The organism is Bowmanella yangjiangensis, assembly GCF_018531185.1.
Lineage (GTDB): Bacteria > Pseudomonadota > Gammaproteobacteria > Enterobacterales > Alteromonadaceae > Bowmanella > Bowmanella yangjiangensis.
Genome location: NZ_JAHDJU010000004.1, coordinates 83,104 through 103,620, shown reverse-complemented (window position 1 = coordinate 103,620; position 20,517 = coordinate 83,104). Strand labels below are relative to the sequence as shown.

Genomic DNA, 20,517 nt, shown 5'->3' with positions numbered 1-20,517 from the left:
TTATGAACTTATTTGCCCGCGCTGACACCCAACTATTCTACTGGCTGTTCAATAAAACGGCCGGCAGAAACTGTGCGCCGATTCGCTGGATATCCCGCACCGGAGACGGACACTTATATCTGCTGCTAGGTTTAGTGCTGTGGTTCTTCGAACCTACTCATGGTGATTTGTTTTTATATACGGCGTTGCTTGCTTATGCGCTTGAATTACCCATTTACGTGGTATTGAAAAAGCTGTTCAAACGCACCCGGCCTTGCGATTTGCTGCGCAATTTTAATGCACACATATCTCCATCAGATAAGTTCAGTCTGCCATCCGGTCATACAGCTGCGGCTTTTTTGATGGCGTCTCTAATTGCTCACTATTACCCGCTCTTTGCATTGCCTGTGTATGCCTGGGCCAGCACTATCGGCTTGTCTCGGGTATTGCTGGGAGTTCATTACCCCAGTGACATACTCGCCGGTATTTGCCTGGGCATGACCATCTCCGTGTTTAGCTTGTCTTTGCTAGCCTAGAATTGATTCACGCTGTTTTGCGAATTAACCTGCCTGAGAGATTAATGCACAAGTACAATTTGTTCCTTGGCTTACTGCCGTCAGAAAAAAGGAAGCCAACATGAAAATACTTTATGGTGTGCAAGGCACAGGTAACGGACATACCACCCGAGCCCGAGTGATGGCGAAAGCCTTTAACCAACGAGATGATGTCCAGGTTGATTACTTGTTTTCCGGGCGGGAGCAGGATCGCTATTTTGATATGCAGGTGTTTGGACAATATCAAACCCGCCATGGTTTTACCTTTGTCCATCAGCAGGGTGCGGTTGATATATGGCAAACCATCAAAGCTTTCCGCCCGGCTCGCTTTATTCGGGATGTGATGTCCTTGGATCTCAACGGTTACGATCTGGTCATCAACGATTTTGAACCTATCAGCGCCTGGGCAGCGCGACGTCAGAAAGTACCCTGTATTTCCATCAGTCACCAGGATGCCTTTCGTTATCCCATACCCACACAGGGTGATAATTGGATGAATCGTCAGGTACTCAAATACTTCGCCCCCTCTGATGTGCAGTTGGGAGTGCATTGGCACCATTTTGGCCATGCCATCATGCCGCCCTTTATTGAAGACGAATATATACCTGACTCAGGGGCGGAGCATGTATTGGTTTATCTGCCGTTTGAATCTTTGCAGGACATCGCGCAATTTCTCGATCCTCTCAGCGAGGTGAATTTTGTCTGCTTCCACCCTGATCTTAACGAAGACAGTGAGCAGGGCCATATCAAATGGCGACGCACCAGCAAGCAAGGCTTTCATCAGGCCTTACGCGTAGCCAGCGGTGTCATTGCCAATGGTGGTTTTGAATTGTCCAGCGAGTGTCTGAAACTGGGCAAGAAGTTGCTTCTCAAACCACTGCACGGTCAATTTGAACAACTATCAAACATACTGACCCTGGAACAATTGGGCTTATGCCAAAGTATGTCCAGTCTGGATGTCGAAGAGGTGGAAAGTTGGTTGGAATTGCCCCCTGCCGAGCCAATTGCTTTTCCAAGCGATCCGCAATTATTAGTCGACTGGTTGCTGGCAGGAAAATGGCACGACACCCACTCAATTTGCGCACAGCTTTGGCAGCAGGTCAGTTTTCCAGAACGGTTGCAGCAGCGCTTAAATAGTTATCAAACTGAACCTGCCGCTAAACTGGCGAGAAAATTTACCTGACTACTTATAACACCCGAGGCTCAAAATCTTCGATAAAGGCATCAACTATTTCGCCAGCCTGGTCAATCAGGTCAGGATCAAACTTGGCAACATGGAATAGTGCCTCCCCCTCATTGGCAATAGGGATATTAGACATACCAATAATCACACCGTCATGGGGGGAACGTATCGCAACCTCAGTATCACCATAAGGGCTAGTGGAATAGGCCAATACCTGGTTCTTGCTAACCAACTCGCCTAATCGCACCTTAGTAATAATCAGGCCATCCATCTCGTTGCGCACCCATTGGCTGCTGTTGCCCACCATGGGTTCAAACTTCTTACGGCTGCCGCGACGGGTCGACATACCTAAATACTTCATCACATTGAGAATGCCATTCAACCCAGTTCGGATGGATGCCTCATCGAAACGCAGCGCCTCACCTGCCTCATACAAAATAGAATGGACCCCAAGTTCAGAGGCACAAGAGCGCAGCGAACCATCTCTTTCTCTGGCATGCAGAATCAGCGGTGCATGAAACTCCTCGGCCATTTGCAGGGCAATGGGATCCTGAATATCGGTGCGCACTTGTGGCAAATTACTTCGATGAATCGCCCCGGTGTGTAAATCAATCAGATGGGTAGCTCGCTGCAATAATTGGCTATAAAACAAATGCGCCAGCCTGCTACCTAGTGCACCGCGCTGAGAACCGGGAAAACAGCGGTTTAGATCGCGCCTATCCGGCAAATAGCGAGTTTGCTGGATAAAGCCAAAGACATTCACTATGGGCACCACCATCAGGGTGCCATTGAGACGCTTGGGGTTAACTTTCTTAATCAGACGGCGGCAGATATCTATGCCGTTCAACTCATCCCCATGAATAGCTGCACAGACTAAAAGCGTTGGCCCGGGTTTAAGCCCGTGTAACACTTCCACATGCAGATCCATGGGGGTATCGTTATATAAACGGGCAGCCGGTAACTTAATCGCCCGCTGCGTGCCAGCGGGAATGCGTTGCTCAGCCAGCTCAAATGCCGCCTGTCTGGCCATTAACCCTTACCTCGGGTACGAGTGGCGTGAGCTTTGGCGTTCTTTTCAATAAACTCGATAATTTTGTCAGCGACATTCTTACCCGTGGCTGTTTCTATACCTTCCAAACCAGGAGAAGAGTTCACTTCCATCACCACAGGGCCATGATTGGAGCGCAGAATATCAACACCGGCCACATTCAAGCCCATAGTTCTGGCGGCACGAACCGCAGTACTGCGCTCCTCTGGCGTCAGACGAATTATAGAAGCACTTCCACCCCGGTGCAGATTGGAGCGAAACTCACCCGGCTTAGCCTGACGCTTCATTGCAGCAATGACTTTATCGCCAATCACAAAGCAACGAATGTCGGCACCGCCCGCTTCTTTGATGTATTCCTGCACCATAATGTCGGCTTTGAGACCCATAAAGGCTTCGATAACACTCTCGGCAGCCTTACGAGTCTCTGCCAGCACCACACCTATACCTTGTGTACCTTCGAGCAACTTGATAACCAGCGGTGCACCGCCCACCATTTCAATTAGGTCAGGGATATTACTGGCCTGGTTAGCAAAACCGGTTATAGGCAGGCCGATACCTTTGCGCGAAAGCAATTGCAAAGAACGCAGCTTGTCACGGCTGCGGCTGATAGCAACTGATTCGTTGACCGGGTATACACCCATCATTTCAAACTGGCGTAACACCGCCGTTCCATAGAAAGTGATGGAAGCACCGATGCGTGGAATGATGGCATCAAATTCTGGCAGCTCCTTGCCTTTGATATGTACTGAGGAACTTTGCATATTGATGTTCATGTAGCATTTCAGGGGGTCGATAACGTGCACCTCGTGCCCCCTTGCTTCACCGGCTTCTTTTAGGCGCCTGGTGGAATACAGACTGTTGTTACGCGAAAGAACGGCGATTCTCATGGTACGAAACCTTGTAAAGTGAATATGATCCGTACCTGCGCATGGTCACAGGCCCGGACCTTAAATGCTGTTTAAATCCCAATCACCAGGAACAGGCGCCTAGCCCGACAAAGGCATCAGTGTGGCAGCCACGAGTTCCTTTTTCAAATGAATGAGATGATGTTCCCTGTGATGATCTTCAGCTTTGTGGCTGGCCGAGCAAATATGAAGCCTGGGGATCAACCAGGAAGCGTGAACACATGGCCTGTCGCCCCAGTAGCATACGAAAACGCATGGAGTCACGGTTGGTCAGCGTCAGTTCTATGGGGAATCGCTGCCCTGCCATTTCCAGCTCAGTTTCCACCACGAAGCGTTCTTCTTCATGGCCACCGGAATCACGCACCTTACGCCTGTCGATCAGCTTGGCTTCACAGACATGCTCAATGTCGTTATTGTCCTGAACGGGGTGCAAATGGATGCGAATCCACGTCTCGCCATCCCGCTCAAAGGGTGTTAACGCAAAGGCATGCAGACAAGACGTTTTAGCGCCAGTGTCTACTTTCATTTTAATTTGTTCGATGCCCAGTTGGGGTAAACCGCCCCACTCCCTCCAGCCTAGTGTAATCATGTGTTTATCCTGGATTTAAGCCAAAGGCTTTGTGCTTGCTTAAATTGTGCTGCGATATAGCACGATTGGCAAAAGTTTCCAAAAAAAAATGCATTTACAAGATGAATTAAACGGGCGGTGAGACCTTTGCGCTGTATTTGCCAGAAAATTGTTCTATCATGCCAGCTAGCAGCCATAGCCAGGGGCGATGGGGTGAAAGCCCAAGGGACAAACATCGTCAGGACAAGGATTTTCAGGAGAAGCCATTGCTGAATTCATTACGCACTAAGTTGACGTTATCCATGCTGATCACCAGTTTGGCAGCTATTAGTGTTATGGCTCTTATTACTCCCTGGTTACTGGAACAACGCTTTATCAGCGAAGCAAAGGACGTACATTTCAAACGTTTTGTGCGCGCCATTGAAGAATTTCGTCAGGAACATGGTGAATGGGGAGGCTTGCAATCAGCTTTGCTGATTAATCAGTATCTGAGCAGTCGTCCAGCACGTAATTTACCACCGCCAGGAAGACGTCCGCCGCATCCAAACCCACCAGCCAGTTCTCTGGCAGATAACTTTCGCTTTGTGTTAGCCGATCAACAAGGCTACATCTTTCTACCTTTTTTTGAATATGAGTTAGGCCAGCAGCTCACTACTGAACAATTGCAGCAAGCTACACCCTTGTGGTCCGGCGGCGAACTGGTTGGCTATGCCCTAAGTGGCGGCGAGATGCCCCTTACCGAGCAGGATAAATCTTATCTGATGATTCAAAGTCGCAGTATGCTGATTGGTGCTGCGGCAGGCTTAGCTGTCACCTTGCTACTCAGTTTGACTATGGGTAGCCAATTGGTAAAGCATATGCGGGCATTGACACGCGCAGCCATAGAAATGAGTAAAGGTAACCTCAACCAGCGGGTGCAAGTGGCTGGAAAAGATGAAGTAGCGTTACTGGCCAGAGAGTTTAATCGTATGGCCCAGGAGCTAAGCAATACTTACGCTGAGCTCAAAGCATCCAATGAGACGATCAAAGCACAGGCGGAAGCCTTACAAGAGTTGTCCCTACGCGATGAACTGACGGGTCTGCATAACCGTCGCTACTTCAATCAGCAGTTTCGCATGCTCCACCATCAGGCCATTCGCTACCAGGACACCCTGGCCCTGGCACTTGGCGATATCGACAACTTCAAACAGATTAATGACAGATATTCCCATCAAATTGGCGATGCCGTACTTAAGCAGGTTGCAGCACTGATGCAGGAAGAGATTCGCGAAGCCGATATTCTTGCGCGCTACGGCGGTGAAGAATTTGTCATTCTGATGGCCCATACCGACAAACATCAAGCCGAAGGCTTAGTGGACCGTGTGCGTGCTAAGGTTGAGGCCTGGCCTTGGGAAAAGCTGGCCAAAGACCTACAAGTCACCATCAGCTTTGGCATCAGCGACAAACTCGACAGCGACTTGGGGCACAGCATGCTGGTAGAAGCCGACAATCGTTTGTATCAGGCCAAGGATCTTGGTCGCAATCGTGTGTGCGTCTAAGCCGACGACAAACCGGCTTTACCCATTGGGTTTGCTGATAGCCCTGCTACCCCTATTCACCATACATCTTTGTTTACTGCTCAGCTTCAGCGAAAACAAGCTGGAATGGTGCAATCCATATTGGCTGGATTGTCACAGTATTAGTGCCACAGGCCAGCATGGCTTGGCCTATTTTGTGTTCAAAGGTGGAATGCTGACCGCCATGGTCTTGCTGGCCTTATTCTGGTGGATAAATCAGTGGTGGCTAAACAGCCAGACAACTGAAGCATCAGTTTTGATCGGCTGGCTCGGCAGTCTGGCTAGCCTGGCCTTGGTAATCTATACGCTGAGCCTTGGTCATGACGGCAACATACCTTACCTTTTGAGACGTATTGGCGTTATCAGCTACCTTGGCCTGACGTTTATCTGCCAGTTACTGCTTTCAGCCAGCTTGCAAAGAAAGGCCGCAACCCAGGTCCAAGGCCGCCATTTACTTATGCTCAGCACCCTGACACTGGTGTTAGCCCTGATATCACTGGCACTAGATGCTGCGCTGGGAGCACAATACAAACGACTGGAAAACGCCGTAGAGTGGGGGCTAATCCTGTTAATTAACCTGCATGCACTATTTATTGTGGGGGTATGGCGTAAGGTCGACTTACGAGTCACATTACGGCACCAATAAAAAAGGGCCCGCAGGCCCTATTTATCAGAGAATAAAGCGACTGAGATCTTCGTCTTCCACCAGACTATCCAGATGGCCTTTAACGTAGTCCGCATCAATCAGCAGCTTCTCACCCTGCTTTTCGGAGGCTGAGAAGGAAATTTCCTCCATCAGCTTTTCCATCACGGTATGCAAACGTCTTGCGCCAATGTTTTCAGTTCGCTCATTAACTTGCCATGCAGCCTGGGCAATGCGCTCGATACCATCCTGGGTGAATTCAACATCCACGCCTTCAGTTCGCATCAGCTCTACATATTGCTCGGTCAAAGAGGCGTTTGGCTCGGTCAGGATGCGAATAAAGTCATTGGCTGTCAGTGCACTTAGCTCAACGCGGATAGGCAAACGCCCTTGTAGTTCAGGAATCAAATCAGATGGCTTAGCCATCTGAAATGCGCCAGAGGCAATAAACAGGATATGGTCGGTTTTCACCATGCCATGCTTAGTGCTGACCGTTGAGCCTTCCACCAAAGGTAGCAAGTCACGCTGAACACCCTCGCGGGACACGTCGGCACCACTGGTATTCTCACGCTTACAAATCTTGTCTATCTCGTCGATAAACACTATGCCGTGCTGCTCTACATTAAATAAGGCCTTTTCTTTCAAATCCTCCTGATTCACCAGGCGGGCCGCCTCTTCTTCAATCAGCAGCTTGTATGCTTCTTTAACCTTAAGCTTCTTCTTCTTTTTCTGGGTGCCAGACAAATTCTGGAACATGCTCTGCAGCTGGTTGGTCATTTCTTCCATTCCCGGCGGTGCCATGATTTCCACGCCCATCTGCGGCAATGCGACATCAATATCAATTTCTTTGTCGTCCAGTTGCCCTTCGCGCAGTTTCTTGCGGAAGGCCTGACGCGTGCCTTTATCCTGACCTTCTTCTCGCTCACCCCAGACATTTTCGGGGCGCGGCAACAAGGCATCCAGAATACGTTCTTCGGCAGCTTCTTCAGCGCGATAACGAACCTTGGACATTTCCTGTTCCTTGGTCATCTTCACTGCGATATCGGCCAGGTCACGGATAATGGTTTCCACTTCCTTACCTACATAGCCCACCTCGGTAAACTTGGTCGCTTCCACTTTGATAAAGGGCGCATTAGCAAGTTTTGCCAGACGGCGGGCAATTTCGGTCTTACCCACACCGGTTGGACCTATCATTAGGATATTCTTGGGGGTCACTTCATGGCGCAGCTCTTCATTCAGCTGCATACGACGCCAGCGATTACGCAAGGCAATAGCCACGGCGCGTTTGGCACCTTGTTGGCCGATAATATGGCGGTCCAGCTCGTGGACTATCTCTCTGGGGGTCATTTCCGACATGGATAAACCTTTTTAATCTAAACATTCTTTACGCCGACAGGCGCGGAGGTATAAAGACCTTTTTCAAGGCCGTTATGCCGGTAAATCAGTAGTCCAACTGCTCAATGGTGTGATTGTGGTTAGTAAACACACAGATATCACCGGCAATGGTCAGACTTTTCTCAGCTATATCTCGGGCACTCAGCTCGGTATTCTGTAGCAGCGCCGTTGCTGCAGCTTGCGCAAAGGGGCCACCTGAACCGATAGCAATCAAGTCCATCTCTGGTTGTAAGACATCACCATTACCCGTGATGATCAACGAAGCGGTTTCATCTGCGACTGCCAACAGGGCTTCAAGTTTCCGCAGCATACGGTCGGTACGCCAGTCTTTGGCCAGCTCCACGGCTGCACGCATCAGATGCCCCTGGTGAAGTTCCAACTTGGACTCGAAACGTTCAAACAAGGTGAACGCATCTGCCGTACCACCGGCAAAACCGGCCAGCACTTTATTGTGGTAAAGACGACGCACCTTGCGCGCATTGCCTTTCATCACGGTATTACCCAGCGAAACCTGCCCGTCACCAGCGATAACCACCTGATTATTGCGTCTTACTGAAACTATCGTAGTCACTCGGACTCCTTAAGAATTTGTAGCCGCCCCTCGGACGATGCTATGAGATTAGTCCGTATTTGGGGGTGGTCAGGGAATTTTCAAGAGAAAGAAGCTCGGCTGCACATATCCTTATGTCTATGGAACTCCTTGACCCTCTATGCCAGCTTGCTTATAAATAGCGTTCGGTTTCCAAACCAACAGAATCATGTCTGCAAAGCACCCTATTATTGCCATTACGGGTTCATCCGGCGCTGGCACCACCACCACCACTAATGCCATACGTCATATATTCCGAAACCTGGGATTGAACGCGGCGTTTGTAGAAGGTGACAGTTTTCACCGTTTTACCCGCCCGGAAATGGAAGTCGAGATTCGCAAAGCGCAAGAACAGGGGCGACATATCAGCTATTTCGGCCCCCGCGCCAACGATTTTGTGCTGTTGGAAAGCCTGTTTAAAGAATATGGCGAAACCGGTGCCGGTAAATACCGCCATTATCTGCACAGCTTTGACGATGCGGTACCTTTTAACCAGATGCCGGGGACTTTCACCCCCTGGCAAGACTTGCCCAAGAGTACCGATTTGCTGTTCTATGAAGGACTGCATGGTGGGGTTGTCACCGATGAGGCCGATGCTGCCAAACATGTGGATTTATTGGTAGGTATGGTGCCCATAGTGAATCTGGAGTGGATTCAAAAAATAGTGCGGGATACTACTGATCGAGGCCATTCCCGCGAAGCGGTTATGAGCAGCATTGTGCGTAGTATGGACGACTACTTTCAGTACATTACCCCACAGTTTTCACGTACCCACGTGAATTTTCAGCGCGTTCCCACAGTGGATACATCTAATCCATTCAGCGCCAGAGAAATTCCATCCCATGATGAAAGTTATGTAGTAGTAAGGTTCCGCCGCGAGATGAGAAACGTCAATTATCCCTATCTGTTGCAGATGATTGACGGCGCCTTTATGTCAAGAATCAACACAATTGTGGTGCCCGGCGGCAAGATGGGCCTGGCCATGGAGTTGATCCTATCCCCGCTGATTGAAGAGCTGATGGATAAAAAACGCCGCGCCAGTTTCCAAATGGACTGGGTGGCAGAAAAGTAAATCAGGCAGGCAGATGCGAGGTCTTTGCATCTGCCCTACTTCCTCAGAACTCTGCTTCCACCACTTCGAAGCTGTGACCCACTTCAACAGACTTACCCAGCATAATAGACACTGAGCAGTATTTTTCGGCGGACAAATTCACCGCACGCTCCACATGCTTCTCACTCACGCCCTGGCCGCTAACCACAAAATGCAGATGCAATTTGGTGAATACCGCAGGCACGGCGTCAGCACGCTCGCCACTGAGCTTAACTTCTACACCACTGACTTTCTGCTTAGCCTTTTTAAGAATGCTAACCACGTCAACAGATGCACAGCTACCCGCCGCCATCATTACCATTTCCATGGGGCTGGCGGCGCTTTGTTTGTCACCATCCATTACCACTGCGTGACCGCTGTCAGAGGTACCAACAAAACGATAGCCGTCCAGCCACTTAACCGATGCTTGCATGTTTTACTCCAAATCTGACCGCCCTGGCGGCGATCTCTGTTGCTATGCCACTATTCTGCCTAAAGCCATCATCAGGCGCCAGCCTGATTGCGAGCACAAACTTTGTAACAACTGTCCCTGTAGTGCATGCAAGCTTTTAATTTATTTATGCTTTACCTTATAGTGACAGTTATTACGTCAGGTTGGCCCAGTTAGCTTTGCGCTATGTGCTGACCAGACCGACTTGCTTAGGTAAAGAAAAATGGGACAGGAAACACCGAAAGTTCTGGTAGTAGATGATGATATGCGATTGCGCAGCCTGCTGGAGCGCTATCTGGTAGAACAAGGTTACCAGGTCAGAACCGCAGCCAATGCTGAACAAATGGACCGCTTATTAGAGCGGGAAAACTTTCATCTGATGGTGTTGGACCTGATGCTACCTGGTGAAGACGGCTTATCGATTTGCCGACGCTTACGCCAGAAAGAAAATGAAATTCCCATTATTATGCTGACCGCTAAAGGCGATGAAGTTGATCGTATTATCGGCTTGGAGATGGGTGCCGACGACTACCTGCCTAAGCCTTTCAATCCCAGGGAACTGCTGGCGCGCATCAAAGCCGTGCTACGACGCCGCACCACAGAAGCACCGGGCGCACCATCTCAAGAAGAACAGATAGTGACATTTGGCAGATACAGCTTGAATCTGGCCACCCGCGAAATGAAATCTGGCGATCAGCCTATGACTCTAACCAGTGGTGAATTTGCCGTGCTGAAGTCGCTGGTAACTCATCCCAGAACACCGCTGTCGCGGGATAAACTCATGAACCTCGCGCGTGGACGTGACTACAGTGCCTTAGAGCGAAGCATTGACGTGCAGGTGTCACGACTGCGTCGCATGTTGGAAGAAGATCCGGCTAATCCCCGTTATATTCAAACCGTGTGGGGGCTAGGTTACGTGTTCGTGCCAGACGGTGAGAAGAAGAATAATTAATCTAGTATCTTAATCATGCGTCTACTGCCCAAAAGCGCCTTCGGTCAGACTGTCTTACTGATTGGTTTGCTTCTGCTTATCAACCAGGTTGTCTCCTACCTGTCGGTTACCTATTACTTTATTCGTCCAACCTATCAGCAGATCAACCACTTACTGGCCAATCAGGTGAATGTTATCTTTCTGGAAGGCCTGGATCATCAGGATCCCAACCTGCATGAAGAGTTTTTTGCCGCGACGGGCATTCAGATACTGAGCGAGACAGAAGCGCGCCAACAAGGATTGGAGCAAGCCAGACACTATTTGTCCTTGTCGAGACAGATGTCGGAACGACTAGGGGGCAGTGCCGATGTACGTATTACTCCGGGAGCTCCCTACCTGTTTTGGATAAATCCCCCGCAGGATCGCAACTTATGGATAACCATCCCCATGCAGGGGCTGGGTGAAACGGATATCTCCCCGCTGACTATTTATCTGATGGTGATAGGCGTGTTGAGCGTGGCCGGTGGATGGCTTTTTGTGCGACGTTTGAATAAGCCACTGCAAGCATTGCAACAAGCGGCTATGGCAGTAGCCAGAGGTAATTTCCCCCCACCGCTGAAAGAAGAGGGTTCCAGCGAAATCATGGCGGTAACCCGGGCATTTAACCAGATGTCACGGGGTATCAAGCAACTGGAAGATGACCGCGCTTTATTGACTGCCGGTATATCTCACGATCTTCGTACCCCGCTGACCCGCATCAGATTGGCCACTGAAATGTTGCCCGACGACCAGGAGTGGATCCGTGACGGCATAAATCATGATATTGAGGACATGAACGATATCATTGACCAGTTTATTAACTACGTACGACAAGACCGGCAGGAAAAGCTGGAAAAAGTAAACCTTAACAGTTTGATTGATGATGTGGTGCGCGTTCGGAACATTGAAGAAAATCATCACATAACACTGAGCCTGGCAGAGTTACCGGACATGAAGCTGCGCAAAGTGGCAATAAAACGGGTGATGGATAACCTTATAGAAAACGCCTTTCGATATGGCAGCCCACACATAGAAATCACTTCCAGCTACGACAAAAAGCGTAAATTAGTGAGTTTCAGTGTTCGCGACCATGGCCCGGGTATCCCTGAGGATCAAATAGAGAACTTGTTCCAACCTTTCACCCAGGGCGATAAAGCCCGAGGCAGCCTGGGCTCAGGGTTAGGCCTGGCCATTATCAAACGTATTGTAGATATGCACCTGGGCAGCATTAGTCTGGTCAATCACGCTCAAGGTGGCTTGATTGCTACCGTCACCCTCCCCTGCAAGTTGGACAGTAATAAGCTTTGATTCTTAAAGAAAAAATTTTTTTACAATTTTTTCACTGCCCTCCCCCCTGTTAACTACCTCGCCAATTGCTAGGCCTTCTATGGCTGGTTATAGTGGGAAGGCACCCGCCACACCGGTGTGACAACAACAACTAAAGCAAGGGAAATAACATGTCATACAAAGTCGTCGCACTGGCTGCGGCATTGACGATGCTCGGCTGCAGCCCCAAGCCCGCCGATACCGGCACCGAGGCACTGGCTGATAAGCTGGCCAAACAGGCCCCGGAAGCATCAAGTCCAGTCAGTTTCAACGTGCCGGTCCACTACAGCAAATTGGACAACGGCCTTAAAGTAGTTATCTCACCCGATGATACCGCCCCCATCGCCACCGTCGGCGTTTACTACAACATCGGTTTTCGTATAGAACCCAAAGACAGAACCGGTTTTGCTCACCTGTTTGAACACATGATGTTTCAAGGCTCTGAAAACCTCGGCAAGATGGAGTTTATCAGTCTGGTGCAAAACAACGGTGGTGTACTGAATGGCTCCACCCGCTTTGACTACACCAACTATTTTGAGATCGTGCCAGCCCATAAGTTGGAAACCATGCTTTGGGCGGAAGCCGATCGTATGAAAGGCCTGGCCATCACACAGGAAAACCTGACCAACCAGCAAGGGGTGGTCAAGAATGAAGTGAAAGTTAACGTGCTTAACCAGCCCTATGGTGGATTCCCCTGGCTGGATATGCCCCAGTATGCCTTTAATAACTGGTATAACGCTCACAACTTCTACGGCGACCTGGCCGATCTTGACGCCGCCACTCTGGAAGACGTGCAGGCTTTCTTCGATATGTATTACGCCCCCAACAATGCCGTTGTAGTGGTAGTTGGCGACGTTAATGTGGAAGAAACACTGGCCATGATAACCAAGTACTTTGGTAATCTGCCGGCATCCGAATTAGCAGCCCAGCCAGACCTGACCGAGTTGCGTCAGGAACAGGAGAAACGCTTTAACAAGTTTGATCGCCTGGCACCTAAGCCGGCCTTCGCATTTGCCTACAAAATGCCGCCGCGCAATACCCCTGAGTATTACGCTATGGGCATCATAGATCAGTTGCTGGTGCAAGGTGATGACAGCCTGTTGCATCAGGAGTTAGTCAAAGACAAGCAAATGACCGGCGATGTGGGCGGTGGCATCAATTACTTGCTCGGCAACATGTTTAATTACAACGGCCCCATGTTGTGGATGAGTTCGTTTACTCACGATGAACAGCACAGCGAGAAAGAACTACTGGCCGCGGTGGATGCCGTTATCGCCAGGCTGGCCGAGCAGCCGATTGACGAGAAAGATGTGCAACGCGCGCTGGTCAAACTGCGTTCAGACTTGTTTGACAACATCGATGGTTTTTATGGTTTCGGCAAATTGGATTTGCTCGCCAGCTTTGCCTTGTTTGACGACAATCCGGCCCGCATCAACGACCTGGAAGCCAACTTCAAGGCTGTGACCCCAGAGCTGATTAAAGCCACAGTTAAGGAATATCTGCGTCCAGGCAACCGCACCATTCTTACCCTGACACCGGGTGAAGACCCGTCGCAGAAGCCACAAGGAGAATAACCATGAAACACATTGCTATCGCCCTGTGCGCTCTTCTGTTAAGTGGTCCGGCTGCCGCCAAGGAAGCCCCTCCAAGTGGCGGCCAAGCCAAAGATTTCAAACTGACTCAAACCCGCGACATTCAGTTGGATAACGGCCTGACCGTGACTTTTATTCACTACGGGAAAACCCCGAAGGTTACGCTGCGTCTGGTTACCGATACGGGAAACGTTGATGATAATGGTAAGGATGCGGTCTCCGATATTAGCTATCAGTTGCTAACTGAAGGCACACAGACCCTTAGTGGTAAGCAAATTGCCGAAGCAGCCGCAGAAATGGGCGGACAGGTTAACACCTCTGTCGGGCCTAACAGCAGTTTCCTGCAAATGGACGTGCTGAGTGAATTTGCTCCGGATGCGGCACGCTTACTGGCTGACTTGGCTATGCATCCCAAGTTTGCTCAAGGGGACCTGGAACGCGCCGTGACTAACTTTGTTCGTGACCTGAAGGTCAGCAAATCTCAGGCGCAGAGCCAGGCAACCGAAGCCTTCTACCAAGTGGTTTACGGACAGCACCCTTACGCTAAGGTTTTTGCTGATGAAGCCAAAGTACAAGCGCTGACACTTGAGGATGTTAACGCTTATATCGATACCAATCTGGTCGCCAAACGCAGCCACTTGTATGTATCCGGGCAATTTGATGAAGGGCAGGCTGAACAAGCTATCCGTCAGGCATTTGCTGCAATGCGTGCAGGACAAACCAGAACCTTGGACAAGCCAGTCATGCAAGCTGACCCCAGCCTGGTATTTATTGACCGCCCGCAAGCGCCACAGTCTACCATTCGCATCGGCTTACCTGTGGTCGACCCTTCACATCCTGACTACATAGGTCTGGCCGCTATGAATACTTTGCTTGGCGGTGCCTTTAGTAGCCGTATTACCAGCAATATTCGCGAGGATAAAGGCTACACTTACTCACCAGGCAGCAGTGTGTCACCCAGGGTTGGCGCTGCCATTTGGTATGAAGCCGCCGATGTGACGGCGGAATCCACCGGCCCAGCCATTGCCGAAATCATCAAAGAAATTAAACGCCTACAAACTGAGGCGCCAGCCACAGCGGAGCTGGATGGTTTCAAAAACTACATGTCGGGCATCTATGTGCTGCAAAACTCCTCGCGTACCGCCATCATCAACCAGCTATGGAACTTAAAGAGCCATGGCCTGCCCTTGTCACGCCTGGAAACCTATCTGCAAAGCGTGAATGCCCTGACTCCAGAGCAAATCTCCGCATTAGCAGCTAAGTATCTGCCGCTGGAGAAGATGACACTGGTGGTCGTGGGTGACCCTTCAGTTCGCTCGCAATTAGCCGAAGTTCCTGAACTAAAAGCAATTTATAAGCTCTAAACGCGGTTAGGTCGACGCTGCAAGGCGTCGACTTCCTTATCCATACTAGTCGCCAGACACTGGCGACTAGCCATCCAGCCTAACGTGCAAGTGACAGGGATGATTGAAGTAAAAGCATTAAGTCGCCATTACGGCACCGGTGAGACCCGCGTTGTAGCCCTCAATGAAGTGTCATTGCAGATTGATGAAAACGAGTTTGTCGCCATTATGGGCACATCTGGATCTGGCAAGTCGACGCTGATGAATATTCTCGGTTGTCTGGACTCACCGTCTAATGGCAACTATCGCCTGGCTGGACAGGATATTGCTAGTATGGATGATGAGTCGTTATCTCGTATCCGCAACCAACAAATCGGCTTCATATTCCAAACCTTCCACCTGTTGCCCAGACTGTCGGCCTTACAAAATGTCATGCTGCCTTTGCGTTATTCTGATGTGCCGTTACAGGAGGCGCAACAACGCGCGGCAGCTATGCTGGAAAAAGTCGGTTTGGGTCATCGCAGCCATCATAAACCCTTCGAAATGTCGGGGGGGCAACGCCAACGGGTGGCCATTGCCAGAGCCCTGATCAACAACCCGAAAGTCATTTTTGCCGATGAACCGACCGGTAACCTCGACACCCGCACCTCAGAGGAAATTATGGCGCTGTTGTGTGGATTGCATAAACAAGGACAGACCATTGTGATGGTCACCCACGAAGAAGATATCGCGGCTCATGCACAGCGTGTTATCCGTATGAAAGACGGCCTGGTTGTGGAGGACAGCAAATGCAATTGAGATTTCTCGCACTGCTGCTCTTGACCGGGCAGATTCATGCCTCTCCCTTGTTACTCAGTGGTCAGGTACGTGCCGCCGAAAGCCAGGCCTTTTATGCGCCGCGAACCGACAACTGGCGAGTCCAGGTAGACTGGTTAATGAAAGAAGGCCAGGTAGCCGAGGTGGGCGAACCTGTGGTGGTGTTTGACGGTGCCAGTATTCAAAGCAGTATTGATCAGGAAGAAAACAGTCTGGTTACTGCTAAAGAAGAGTTGGTCAGACAGCAGTCTGATGGTGAGTTAAAAGTGCTTGAAGCCCAATCCGGGCTCGAGCGCGCGGAGCTATTGGTACAAAAAGCACGGCTCGATGCATCAGTACCCAAAGGCACCCACAGTGCATTTGACTTTGAAAAATACCAACTGGAGCTGGAAAAGGCCCTGGTTGCCAGAACCAAAGCGCAAGACAAGCTGGCTCAGGCCAAGCTCAGCCACCAGACAGCGATCAACAAGCAACAACTGAAAATTGATAATCACGAGAAACAATTAGCTTATCACCGCCATAAACTTTCCCTGATGAGTCAGACGGCTGAGCGCAGTGGCCCGGTTATTTATGCCGACCATCCCTGGACGGGTGAAAAAATGTTTACCGGCATGACGGCCCAGCCGGGTTGGCGGATTGCCGAAATTCCCGCTATCTCCGGATTGTATGTGGAAGCCTGGGTTCACGAGGCTGACCAGGCAAAATTGAAACCTGGGCAGAGCGCCATGTTGCGTTTTGACGCCTATCCGGAATATCAGGTCAGTGCGACCTTGGAAGACATCTCTCAGCAACCTGAACAACGCCGCGAATGGGGTAATGATGCGTATTTTCGCTGCACTTTTGCATTCGACATTAAGGATGACCTGCAATTGCTGCCAGGTATGAGCGCGCAGTTGGAGCTTAACGGAGATGAATAGAATGTACCGCATTTGGCTTGTAGTATTTTTTACTTTATTAAGTGCCTGCAGCACAGAAAACACCCATCAGACCAAACGTGAAAGCCTGACAACACTAGTTGAAGCCAGCGGAGAATTGAAGCCGTTGCAAAGTGTTTTGCTGGCACCTCCAGCCGTGGAGCGCATGTGGCAATTCCAGATTAAGCAAATGGCAGGCGAAAACACCCAGGTCAAACAGGGTGAACTGGTACTGGCCTTTGACGACAAGCAGGTGCGGGATCGTATGCTGGATAAGCAGGCTGAGCTGGCCACCGCCAAGAAAGAGCTGGAGAACCAAACCCTAAAGCAAGAAGCCAATGAAGAAGAACTGAAGCTAAGTTTGGCCGAGATGCAAATGAACTATGACAAGGCCAAGCGCCGTGCCGAGATCGTTGACAACTCACGTTCGGAATTGGAAAGACAAAAAAGCGTACTGGATTTCAAGATTGCCCAGATTGATTTGCACCTGGCCAATGAAAAACTTACCCATCACCAGCAATCCAAGCAGCGCAACATTAAACTTGCCAGTGCCAAAGTGGAGCGCCTACAAGGGGAAGTGCGGGAGCTCAAACAGTCCATCGACAAACTGCAAGTGCATGCCCCTTTTGACGGTATAGCCCTGTACAAAGCCGACTGGAACGGCGAGAAACCCGTGGTGGGCGAGTCGGTTAATTTTGGCCAGGCGGTGATGGAAATCGCCAAGCCCGATCAGCTACAAGTGATTGCACAGATACGTGAAGCCGACAGCGGTCAGGTTAAACCCGGCCAGAAAGTCGATATTTTATTGTCAGGCAGTCAGGACATAGCCTTAAGCGGTACAGTTGAATCCCTTGGCCAGGTGTTTCGCAATATGTCCCGCCAGGACAAACGTCGCATCATTGATGCAGCTATAACACTGGATAACGTCGACCTGAATACCATGCGTCCGGGTATGACGGCCCGGGTGAAAATCCATGCCCAGCAGTTTGATCAGGCCCTGACCCTGCCCCAACATCTGGTTAAAACCGATGGTCAACGTCACTGGGTCTTGTTAGCCGACGGTACCGAACGGGATGTGCAGTTAAGCTCACTTACCCAGGGACGTGCTGTTATCAAGGCCGGGCTAGACGAAGGTGAGAGGGTATTGCCATGAGAACACTGATTTGTCTGACGAGTTTACTGCTGGTTGCCTGCAGCGAAGAAAGTAATCAGATCCCCTTGTATGAAGCGCAGCGCCAAACCTTATCGGTAATAGTGCCCGCCAGTGGCGAATTGTTTGCCGCTAAATCCGAAGCTCTTACTGCACCGGCCTTCCGCAACGGCCCGCAGAGCCTGGCGTGGCTGGCACCGGAATTCAGCCAGGTAAAAAAAGGCGATGTGATAGCCCGATTTGATGGCGAAAGCCTGTCGGTCAGAGCCCAGCAATTTGAGCACAAAATTGCCCTGAGCAATCTGGATATCCACGAGAAAGATGCCGAACTCACGACCGAGGGCGAAGCCATAGGTCAGGACATTGAGCTGGTTGGCGAAGAGAAGGAATTTGCCGAGCAATTTGCTATTGATGACGTGCAAATCCGCTCCAAACTGGAAATTCTCGAATCCTTGCAAAACAAAGAATACCTCACCGCCAAGCAAGGTTACCTGCATTGGAAAGACGATAGTTTCAAGCAAAGTTCCGCCGGTGAGTTGGGACTGCTATCCATGCAAAAATCCCAACACCAGCAACGCCTGAGCTCCTTTACCAGCAGTCTTGAGCTGTTGGAAGTACGCGCCCCCCATGACGGCACCCTGGTTTACTACGCCGACTGGTCCGGGCAAAAGCCCAGCGTCGGTCAGACTATGTGGCCGGGCTCGAAAATCGCCACCCTACCAGACCTGAGCCTGGTAAAAGCTAAGCTGTTTGTGCTGGAGTCCGAAGCCTTGGATTTGGCAGCAGGCCAATCGGTAAGTTTGTATCTGGTCGCCAGACCACAAACAGAATTGCTGGGCGAGGTAGAAGCCGTAGCCCCCATGCCGTCCAGTATTCGGCGCAATGATCCGCAAAAGTACTACGAAGTCACAGTGAACCTGGCCAAGCAAGACCCCGAGCTACTGGTACCAGGACGTAAGGTAGAGGCAAGGATTAATGTATTGAACCAGCCCGACAGCCTGGTTGTACCGCTACAAAGTCTGTTCAATCAGCAAAATAGTTATCAGGTGTTTCGTAAAGAGGGCAGTGATTTTACTGCCGTACCTGTGCAAGTCGGCCGCACCAGTTTGTCCCATGCGCAAATCCTCAGTGGCCTGGAAGAGGGTGATGAAGTGGCACTCATCAATATCGAGGACAAGTCATGAAGTATCTGTTGTTGTTACTCGATACCCTGGACGAATTGCGCCAGCACACCTTACGGACCTTTTTAACCTTGCTGGGTATGATCTTTGGCGTCGGCGCAGTGATTGCCATGCTGAATATTGGTACCGGAGCTGAACGCGAAGCACTGCGCATGATAGACAGCATGGGCCTGCGCAATCTGATTATTAACGCACAAGAGTTTGATCAGGAAACCCTGCAGGAACAGCGCAAGCATTCACGTGGCTTGAGCCTTCGCGACGGCGAAGTCGCCACCAGCAGTTTGCCTTTTGTCAGCGCTTTTGCTGCCATGAAAACTCTGGATACTTTTGAATTATTCAGCCACGCAGGTCGCAGTGACGGCGAAGCCGTTGGTGTTAGTGCCAGCTATTTTACCCTGAGCAAACTGGCACTTGCCGAGGGACGGGTGCTGAATGAGGACGATGAACGCCATCTCAATCAGGTTACCTTGCTGGGTGCCAATACTGCCGCTCAGTTATTTCCTCTTGGGGATGCATTGGGGCAGAACATCAAGATTAACCATCTATGGTTCAAAGTTGTAGGGGTACTGCAGGCACCTTACTTGAGCAAAGAAGAATTTCAGGGCATCAAGCTGGGGGGTGAGCAAAACCAGGTATTTATCCCCCTGCAAACGGCGCTGCGTAAGTTCCCTGCTGAGCAGCTGGATAGTGAGTTAACAAGTCTTAAACTGGAGATCAGTGAGGATACCGACCCGCTGGTTGCCGCCAAAGCCATCAACCGTTTGCTGGAGCAGCGCCATAACCAGATAGACGATTTCGATATGGTAGTACCGGCGGCCTTGCTGGCTCAGCAAAAGCAAACCCAGCAGATCTTCAATATCGTCATGTCTTGTGTTGCCGGTATCTCGTTGTTGGTCGGAGGCATAGGTATTATGAATATTATGCTGGCTACCGTTTTGGAACGCACCACAGAGATAGGTCTGTTGCGGGCTATTGGCGCCACCTGTAAAGATATTCGCATCCAGTTTGTGGCGGAGAGTCTGACCATATCCATAGTCGGCGGCCTACTGGGAATTCTGTTTGGTATTGGTCTGTCGGAAGTGATTGCGTTGTTCAGCGGCTGGGCAGTTAGCTGGTCTATGACTGCCATTCTACTGTCATTTAGCATCTGTACCGCCATTGGCCTGGGATTTGGTATTTACCCGGCGATCAAGGCCTCGCAGTTGGATCCCATCGAAGCCTTACAACATCATTAACGCTGCTAGCCAGACATAAAAAAGGGTTG

Annotated in this window: 20 protein-coding genes; 14 read left to right on the top strand and 6 right to left on the bottom strand. The window is 50.4% G+C overall.

The genetic code is table 11. The features are described from left to right. Positions 1–2: 2 nt before the first annotated feature. Together KJY73_RS20035 and KJY73_RS20030 are read left to right on the top strand one after the other, a co-directional pair. Positions 3–515, top strand: coding sequence for a phosphatase PAP2 family protein (locus KJY73_RS20035; RefSeq protein WP_408611406.1), 513 nt, complete (start codon positions 3–5; stop codon positions 513–515). A 100-nt stretch (positions 516–615) separates the two neighbouring features. Beyond that, entirely contained in the window at positions 616–1,716 is a 1,101-nt protein-coding gene (locus KJY73_RS20030) for an MJ1255/VC2487 family glycosyltransferase (protein ID WP_214345415.1), read from the top strand. Between the two features lie 4 nt (positions 1,717–1,720). Here KJY73_RS20030 and KJY73_RS20025 read toward each other — a convergent pair whose 3' ends face one another. The 3 genes from KJY73_RS20025 to KJY73_RS20015 all read right to left on the bottom strand — a co-directional run bounded on the left by KJY73_RS20025 (position 1,721) and on the right by KJY73_RS20015 (position 4,258). Beyond that, positions 1,721–2,746, bottom strand: a complete 1,026-nt coding sequence (locus KJY73_RS20025; RefSeq protein WP_214345414.1) for a succinylglutamate desuccinylase/aspartoacylase family protein — start codon at positions 2,744–2,746, stop codon at positions 1,721–1,723. Beyond that, a complete protein-coding gene (rimK, locus tag KJY73_RS20020) occupies positions 2,746–3,651 on the bottom strand; it encodes a 30S ribosomal protein S6--L-glutamate ligase (RefSeq protein ID WP_206593013.1) in 906 nt (301 codons plus the stop codon). Before rimK ends, KJY73_RS20025 begins: the two co-directional genes overlap by 1 nt. A gap of 178 nt (positions 3,652–3,829) precedes the next feature. Continuing rightward, complete coding sequence (locus tag KJY73_RS20015; protein WP_214345413.1) at positions 3,830–4,258, bottom strand: ATP-dependent zinc protease family protein; 429 nt, start codon at positions 4,256–4,258, stop codon at positions 3,830–3,832. Positions 4,259–4,416: 158 nt separating this feature from the next. Between KJY73_RS20015 and KJY73_RS20010 the strand changes: the two genes are divergently transcribed. Continuing rightward, positions 4,417–5,775 (top strand): diguanylate cyclase, encoded by a 1,359-nt coding sequence (locus KJY73_RS20010; RefSeq protein ID WP_214345412.1) that lies wholly within the window; start codon positions 4,417–4,419, stop codon positions 5,773–5,775. After that, positions 5,762–6,439, top strand: a complete 678-nt coding sequence (locus KJY73_RS20005; RefSeq protein WP_214345411.1) for a hypothetical protein — start codon at positions 5,762–5,764, stop codon at positions 6,437–6,439. The genes KJY73_RS20010 and KJY73_RS20005 overlap by 14 nt, the downstream gene beginning before the upstream one ends. Before the next feature lie 24 nt (positions 6,440–6,463). Here KJY73_RS20005 and hslU read toward each other — a convergent pair whose 3' ends face one another. After that, a complete protein-coding gene (gene hslU / locus KJY73_RS20000) occupies positions 6,464–7,792 on the bottom strand; it encodes an HslU--HslV peptidase ATPase subunit (RefSeq protein ID WP_214345410.1) in 1,329 nt (442 codons plus the stop codon). Positions 7,793–7,877: 85 nt separating this feature from the next. Continuing rightward, the gene (hslV, locus tag KJY73_RS19995) at positions 7,878–8,402 is read right to left on the bottom strand and encodes an ATP-dependent protease subunit HslV (protein ID WP_206593008.1); all 525 of its coding nucleotides are present in this window, start codon (positions 8,400–8,402) and stop codon (positions 7,878–7,880) included. 187 nt (positions 8,403–8,589) lie between these two features. Between hslV and KJY73_RS19990 the strand changes: the two genes are divergently transcribed. Beyond that, a complete protein-coding gene (locus tag KJY73_RS19990) occupies positions 8,590–9,492 on the top strand; it encodes a phosphoribulokinase (protein ID WP_206593007.1) in 903 nt (300 codons plus the stop codon). A 43-nt stretch (positions 9,493–9,535) separates the two neighbouring features. On the opposite strand, the gene KJY73_RS19985 is transcribed toward KJY73_RS19990, so the two are convergent. Further along, entirely contained in the window at positions 9,536–9,943 is a 408-nt protein-coding gene (locus KJY73_RS19985) for an OsmC family protein (protein WP_206593006.1), read from the bottom strand. A 241-nt stretch (positions 9,944–10,184) separates the two neighbouring features. On the opposite strand from KJY73_RS19985, the gene ompR reads away from it, so the two are divergent. From ompR to KJY73_RS19940, 9 genes are all read left to right on the top strand, one after another. Next, on the top strand, positions 10,185–10,913 hold the full coding sequence (gene ompR / locus KJY73_RS19980; protein ID WP_214345409.1) for an osmolarity response regulator transcription factor OmpR: 729 nt from the start codon (positions 10,185–10,187) through the stop codon (positions 10,911–10,913). 15 nt (positions 10,914–10,928) lie between these two features. Further along, complete coding sequence (envZ, locus tag KJY73_RS19975; protein ID WP_214345408.1) at positions 10,929–12,239, top strand: two-component system sensor histidine kinase EnvZ; 1,311 nt, start codon at positions 10,929–10,931, stop codon at positions 12,237–12,239. 149 nt (positions 12,240–12,388) lie between these two features. Then, the gene (locus tag KJY73_RS19970) at positions 12,389–13,831 is read left to right on the top strand and encodes a M16 family metallopeptidase (protein WP_206593003.1); all 1,443 of its coding nucleotides are present in this window, start codon (positions 12,389–12,391) and stop codon (positions 13,829–13,831) included. Positions 13,832–13,833: 2 nt separating this feature from the next. Continuing rightward, on the top strand, positions 13,834–15,213 hold the full coding sequence (locus tag KJY73_RS19965; protein WP_214345407.1) for a M16 family metallopeptidase: 1,380 nt from the start codon (positions 13,834–13,836) through the stop codon (positions 15,211–15,213). 99 nt (positions 15,214–15,312) lie between these two features. Then, complete coding sequence (locus KJY73_RS19960) at positions 15,313–15,990, top strand: ABC transporter ATP-binding protein (protein WP_206593001.1); 678 nt, start codon at positions 15,313–15,315, stop codon at positions 15,988–15,990. Continuing rightward, positions 15,981–16,925, top strand: coding sequence for an HlyD family secretion protein (locus KJY73_RS19955; protein WP_214345406.1), 945 nt, complete (start codon positions 15,981–15,983; stop codon positions 16,923–16,925). Before KJY73_RS19960 ends, KJY73_RS19955 begins: the two co-directional genes overlap by 10 nt. Next, on the top strand, positions 16,918–18,075 hold the full coding sequence (locus KJY73_RS19950; RefSeq protein WP_214345405.1) for an efflux RND transporter periplasmic adaptor subunit: 1,158 nt from the start codon (positions 16,918–16,920) through the stop codon (positions 18,073–18,075). The genes KJY73_RS19955 and KJY73_RS19950 overlap by 8 nt, the downstream gene beginning before the upstream one ends. Next, positions 18,072–19,256 (top strand): efflux RND transporter periplasmic adaptor subunit, encoded by a 1,185-nt coding sequence (locus tag KJY73_RS19945; protein ID WP_214345404.1) that lies wholly within the window; start codon positions 18,072–18,074, stop codon positions 19,254–19,256. Before KJY73_RS19950 ends, KJY73_RS19945 begins: the two co-directional genes overlap by 4 nt. Beyond that, positions 19,253–20,488, top strand: coding sequence for an ABC transporter permease (locus KJY73_RS19940; protein WP_214345403.1), 1,236 nt, complete (start codon positions 19,253–19,255; stop codon positions 20,486–20,488). The genes KJY73_RS19945 and KJY73_RS19940 overlap by 4 nt, the downstream gene beginning before the upstream one ends. Positions 20,489–20,517 lie beyond the last annotated feature (29 nt).

What these genes read in the sequence shown, in the direction of transcription:
- KJY73_RS20035 (WP_408611406.1), top strand. Translation starts at nt 3, where the DNA reads ATGAACTTATTTGCCCGCGCTGACACCCAACTATTCTACTGGCTGTTC.
- KJY73_RS20030 (WP_214345415.1), top strand. Translation starts at nt 616, where the DNA reads ATGAAAATACTTTATGGTGTGCAAGGCACAGGTAACGGACATACCACC.
- KJY73_RS20025 (WP_214345414.1), bottom strand. Translation starts at nt 2,746, where the DNA reads ATGGCCAGACAGGCGGCATTTGAGCTGGCTGAGCAACGCATTCCCGCT.
- rimK (WP_206593013.1), bottom strand. Translation starts at nt 3,651, where the DNA reads ATGAGAATCGCCGTTCTTTCGCGTAACAACAGTCTGTATTCCACCAGG.
- KJY73_RS20015 (WP_214345413.1), bottom strand. Translation starts at nt 4,258, where the DNA reads ATGATTACACTAGGCTGGAGGGAGTGGGGCGGTTTACCCCAACTGGGC.
- KJY73_RS20010 (WP_214345412.1), top strand. Translation starts at nt 4,417, where the DNA reads ATGCCAGCTAGCAGCCATAGCCAGGGGCGATGGGGTGAAAGCCCAAGG.
- hslU (WP_214345410.1), bottom strand. Translation starts at nt 7,792, where the DNA reads ATGTCGGAAATGACCCCCAGAGAGATAGTCCACGAGCTGGACCGCCAT.
- KJY73_RS19990 (WP_206593007.1), top strand. Translation starts at nt 8,590, where the DNA reads ATGTCTGCAAAGCACCCTATTATTGCCATTACGGGTTCATCCGGCGCT.
- KJY73_RS19985 (WP_206593006.1), bottom strand. Translation starts at nt 9,943, where the DNA reads ATGCAAGCATCGGTTAAGTGGCTGGACGGCTATCGTTTTGTTGGTACC.
- ompR (WP_214345409.1), top strand. Translation starts at nt 10,185, where the DNA reads ATGGGACAGGAAACACCGAAAGTTCTGGTAGTAGATGATGATATGCGA.
- envZ (WP_214345408.1), top strand. Translation starts at nt 10,929, where the DNA reads ATGCGTCTACTGCCCAAAAGCGCCTTCGGTCAGACTGTCTTACTGATT.
- KJY73_RS19970 (WP_206593003.1), top strand. Translation starts at nt 12,389, where the DNA reads ATGTCATACAAAGTCGTCGCACTGGCTGCGGCATTGACGATGCTCGGC.
- KJY73_RS19965 (WP_214345407.1), top strand. Translation starts at nt 13,834, where the DNA reads ATGAAACACATTGCTATCGCCCTGTGCGCTCTTCTGTTAAGTGGTCCG.
- KJY73_RS19960 (WP_206593001.1), top strand. Translation starts at nt 15,313, where the DNA reads ATGATTGAAGTAAAAGCATTAAGTCGCCATTACGGCACCGGTGAGACC.
- KJY73_RS19955 (WP_214345406.1), top strand. Translation starts at nt 15,981, where the DNA reads ATGCAATTGAGATTTCTCGCACTGCTGCTCTTGACCGGGCAGATTCAT.
- KJY73_RS19950 (WP_214345405.1), top strand. Translation starts at nt 16,918, where the DNA reads ATGAATAGAATGTACCGCATTTGGCTTGTAGTATTTTTTACTTTATTA.
- KJY73_RS19945 (WP_214345404.1), top strand. Translation starts at nt 18,072, where the DNA reads ATGAGAACACTGATTTGTCTGACGAGTTTACTGCTGGTTGCCTGCAGC.
- KJY73_RS19940 (WP_214345403.1), top strand. Translation starts at nt 19,253, where the DNA reads ATGAAGTATCTGTTGTTGTTACTCGATACCCTGGACGAATTGCGCCAG.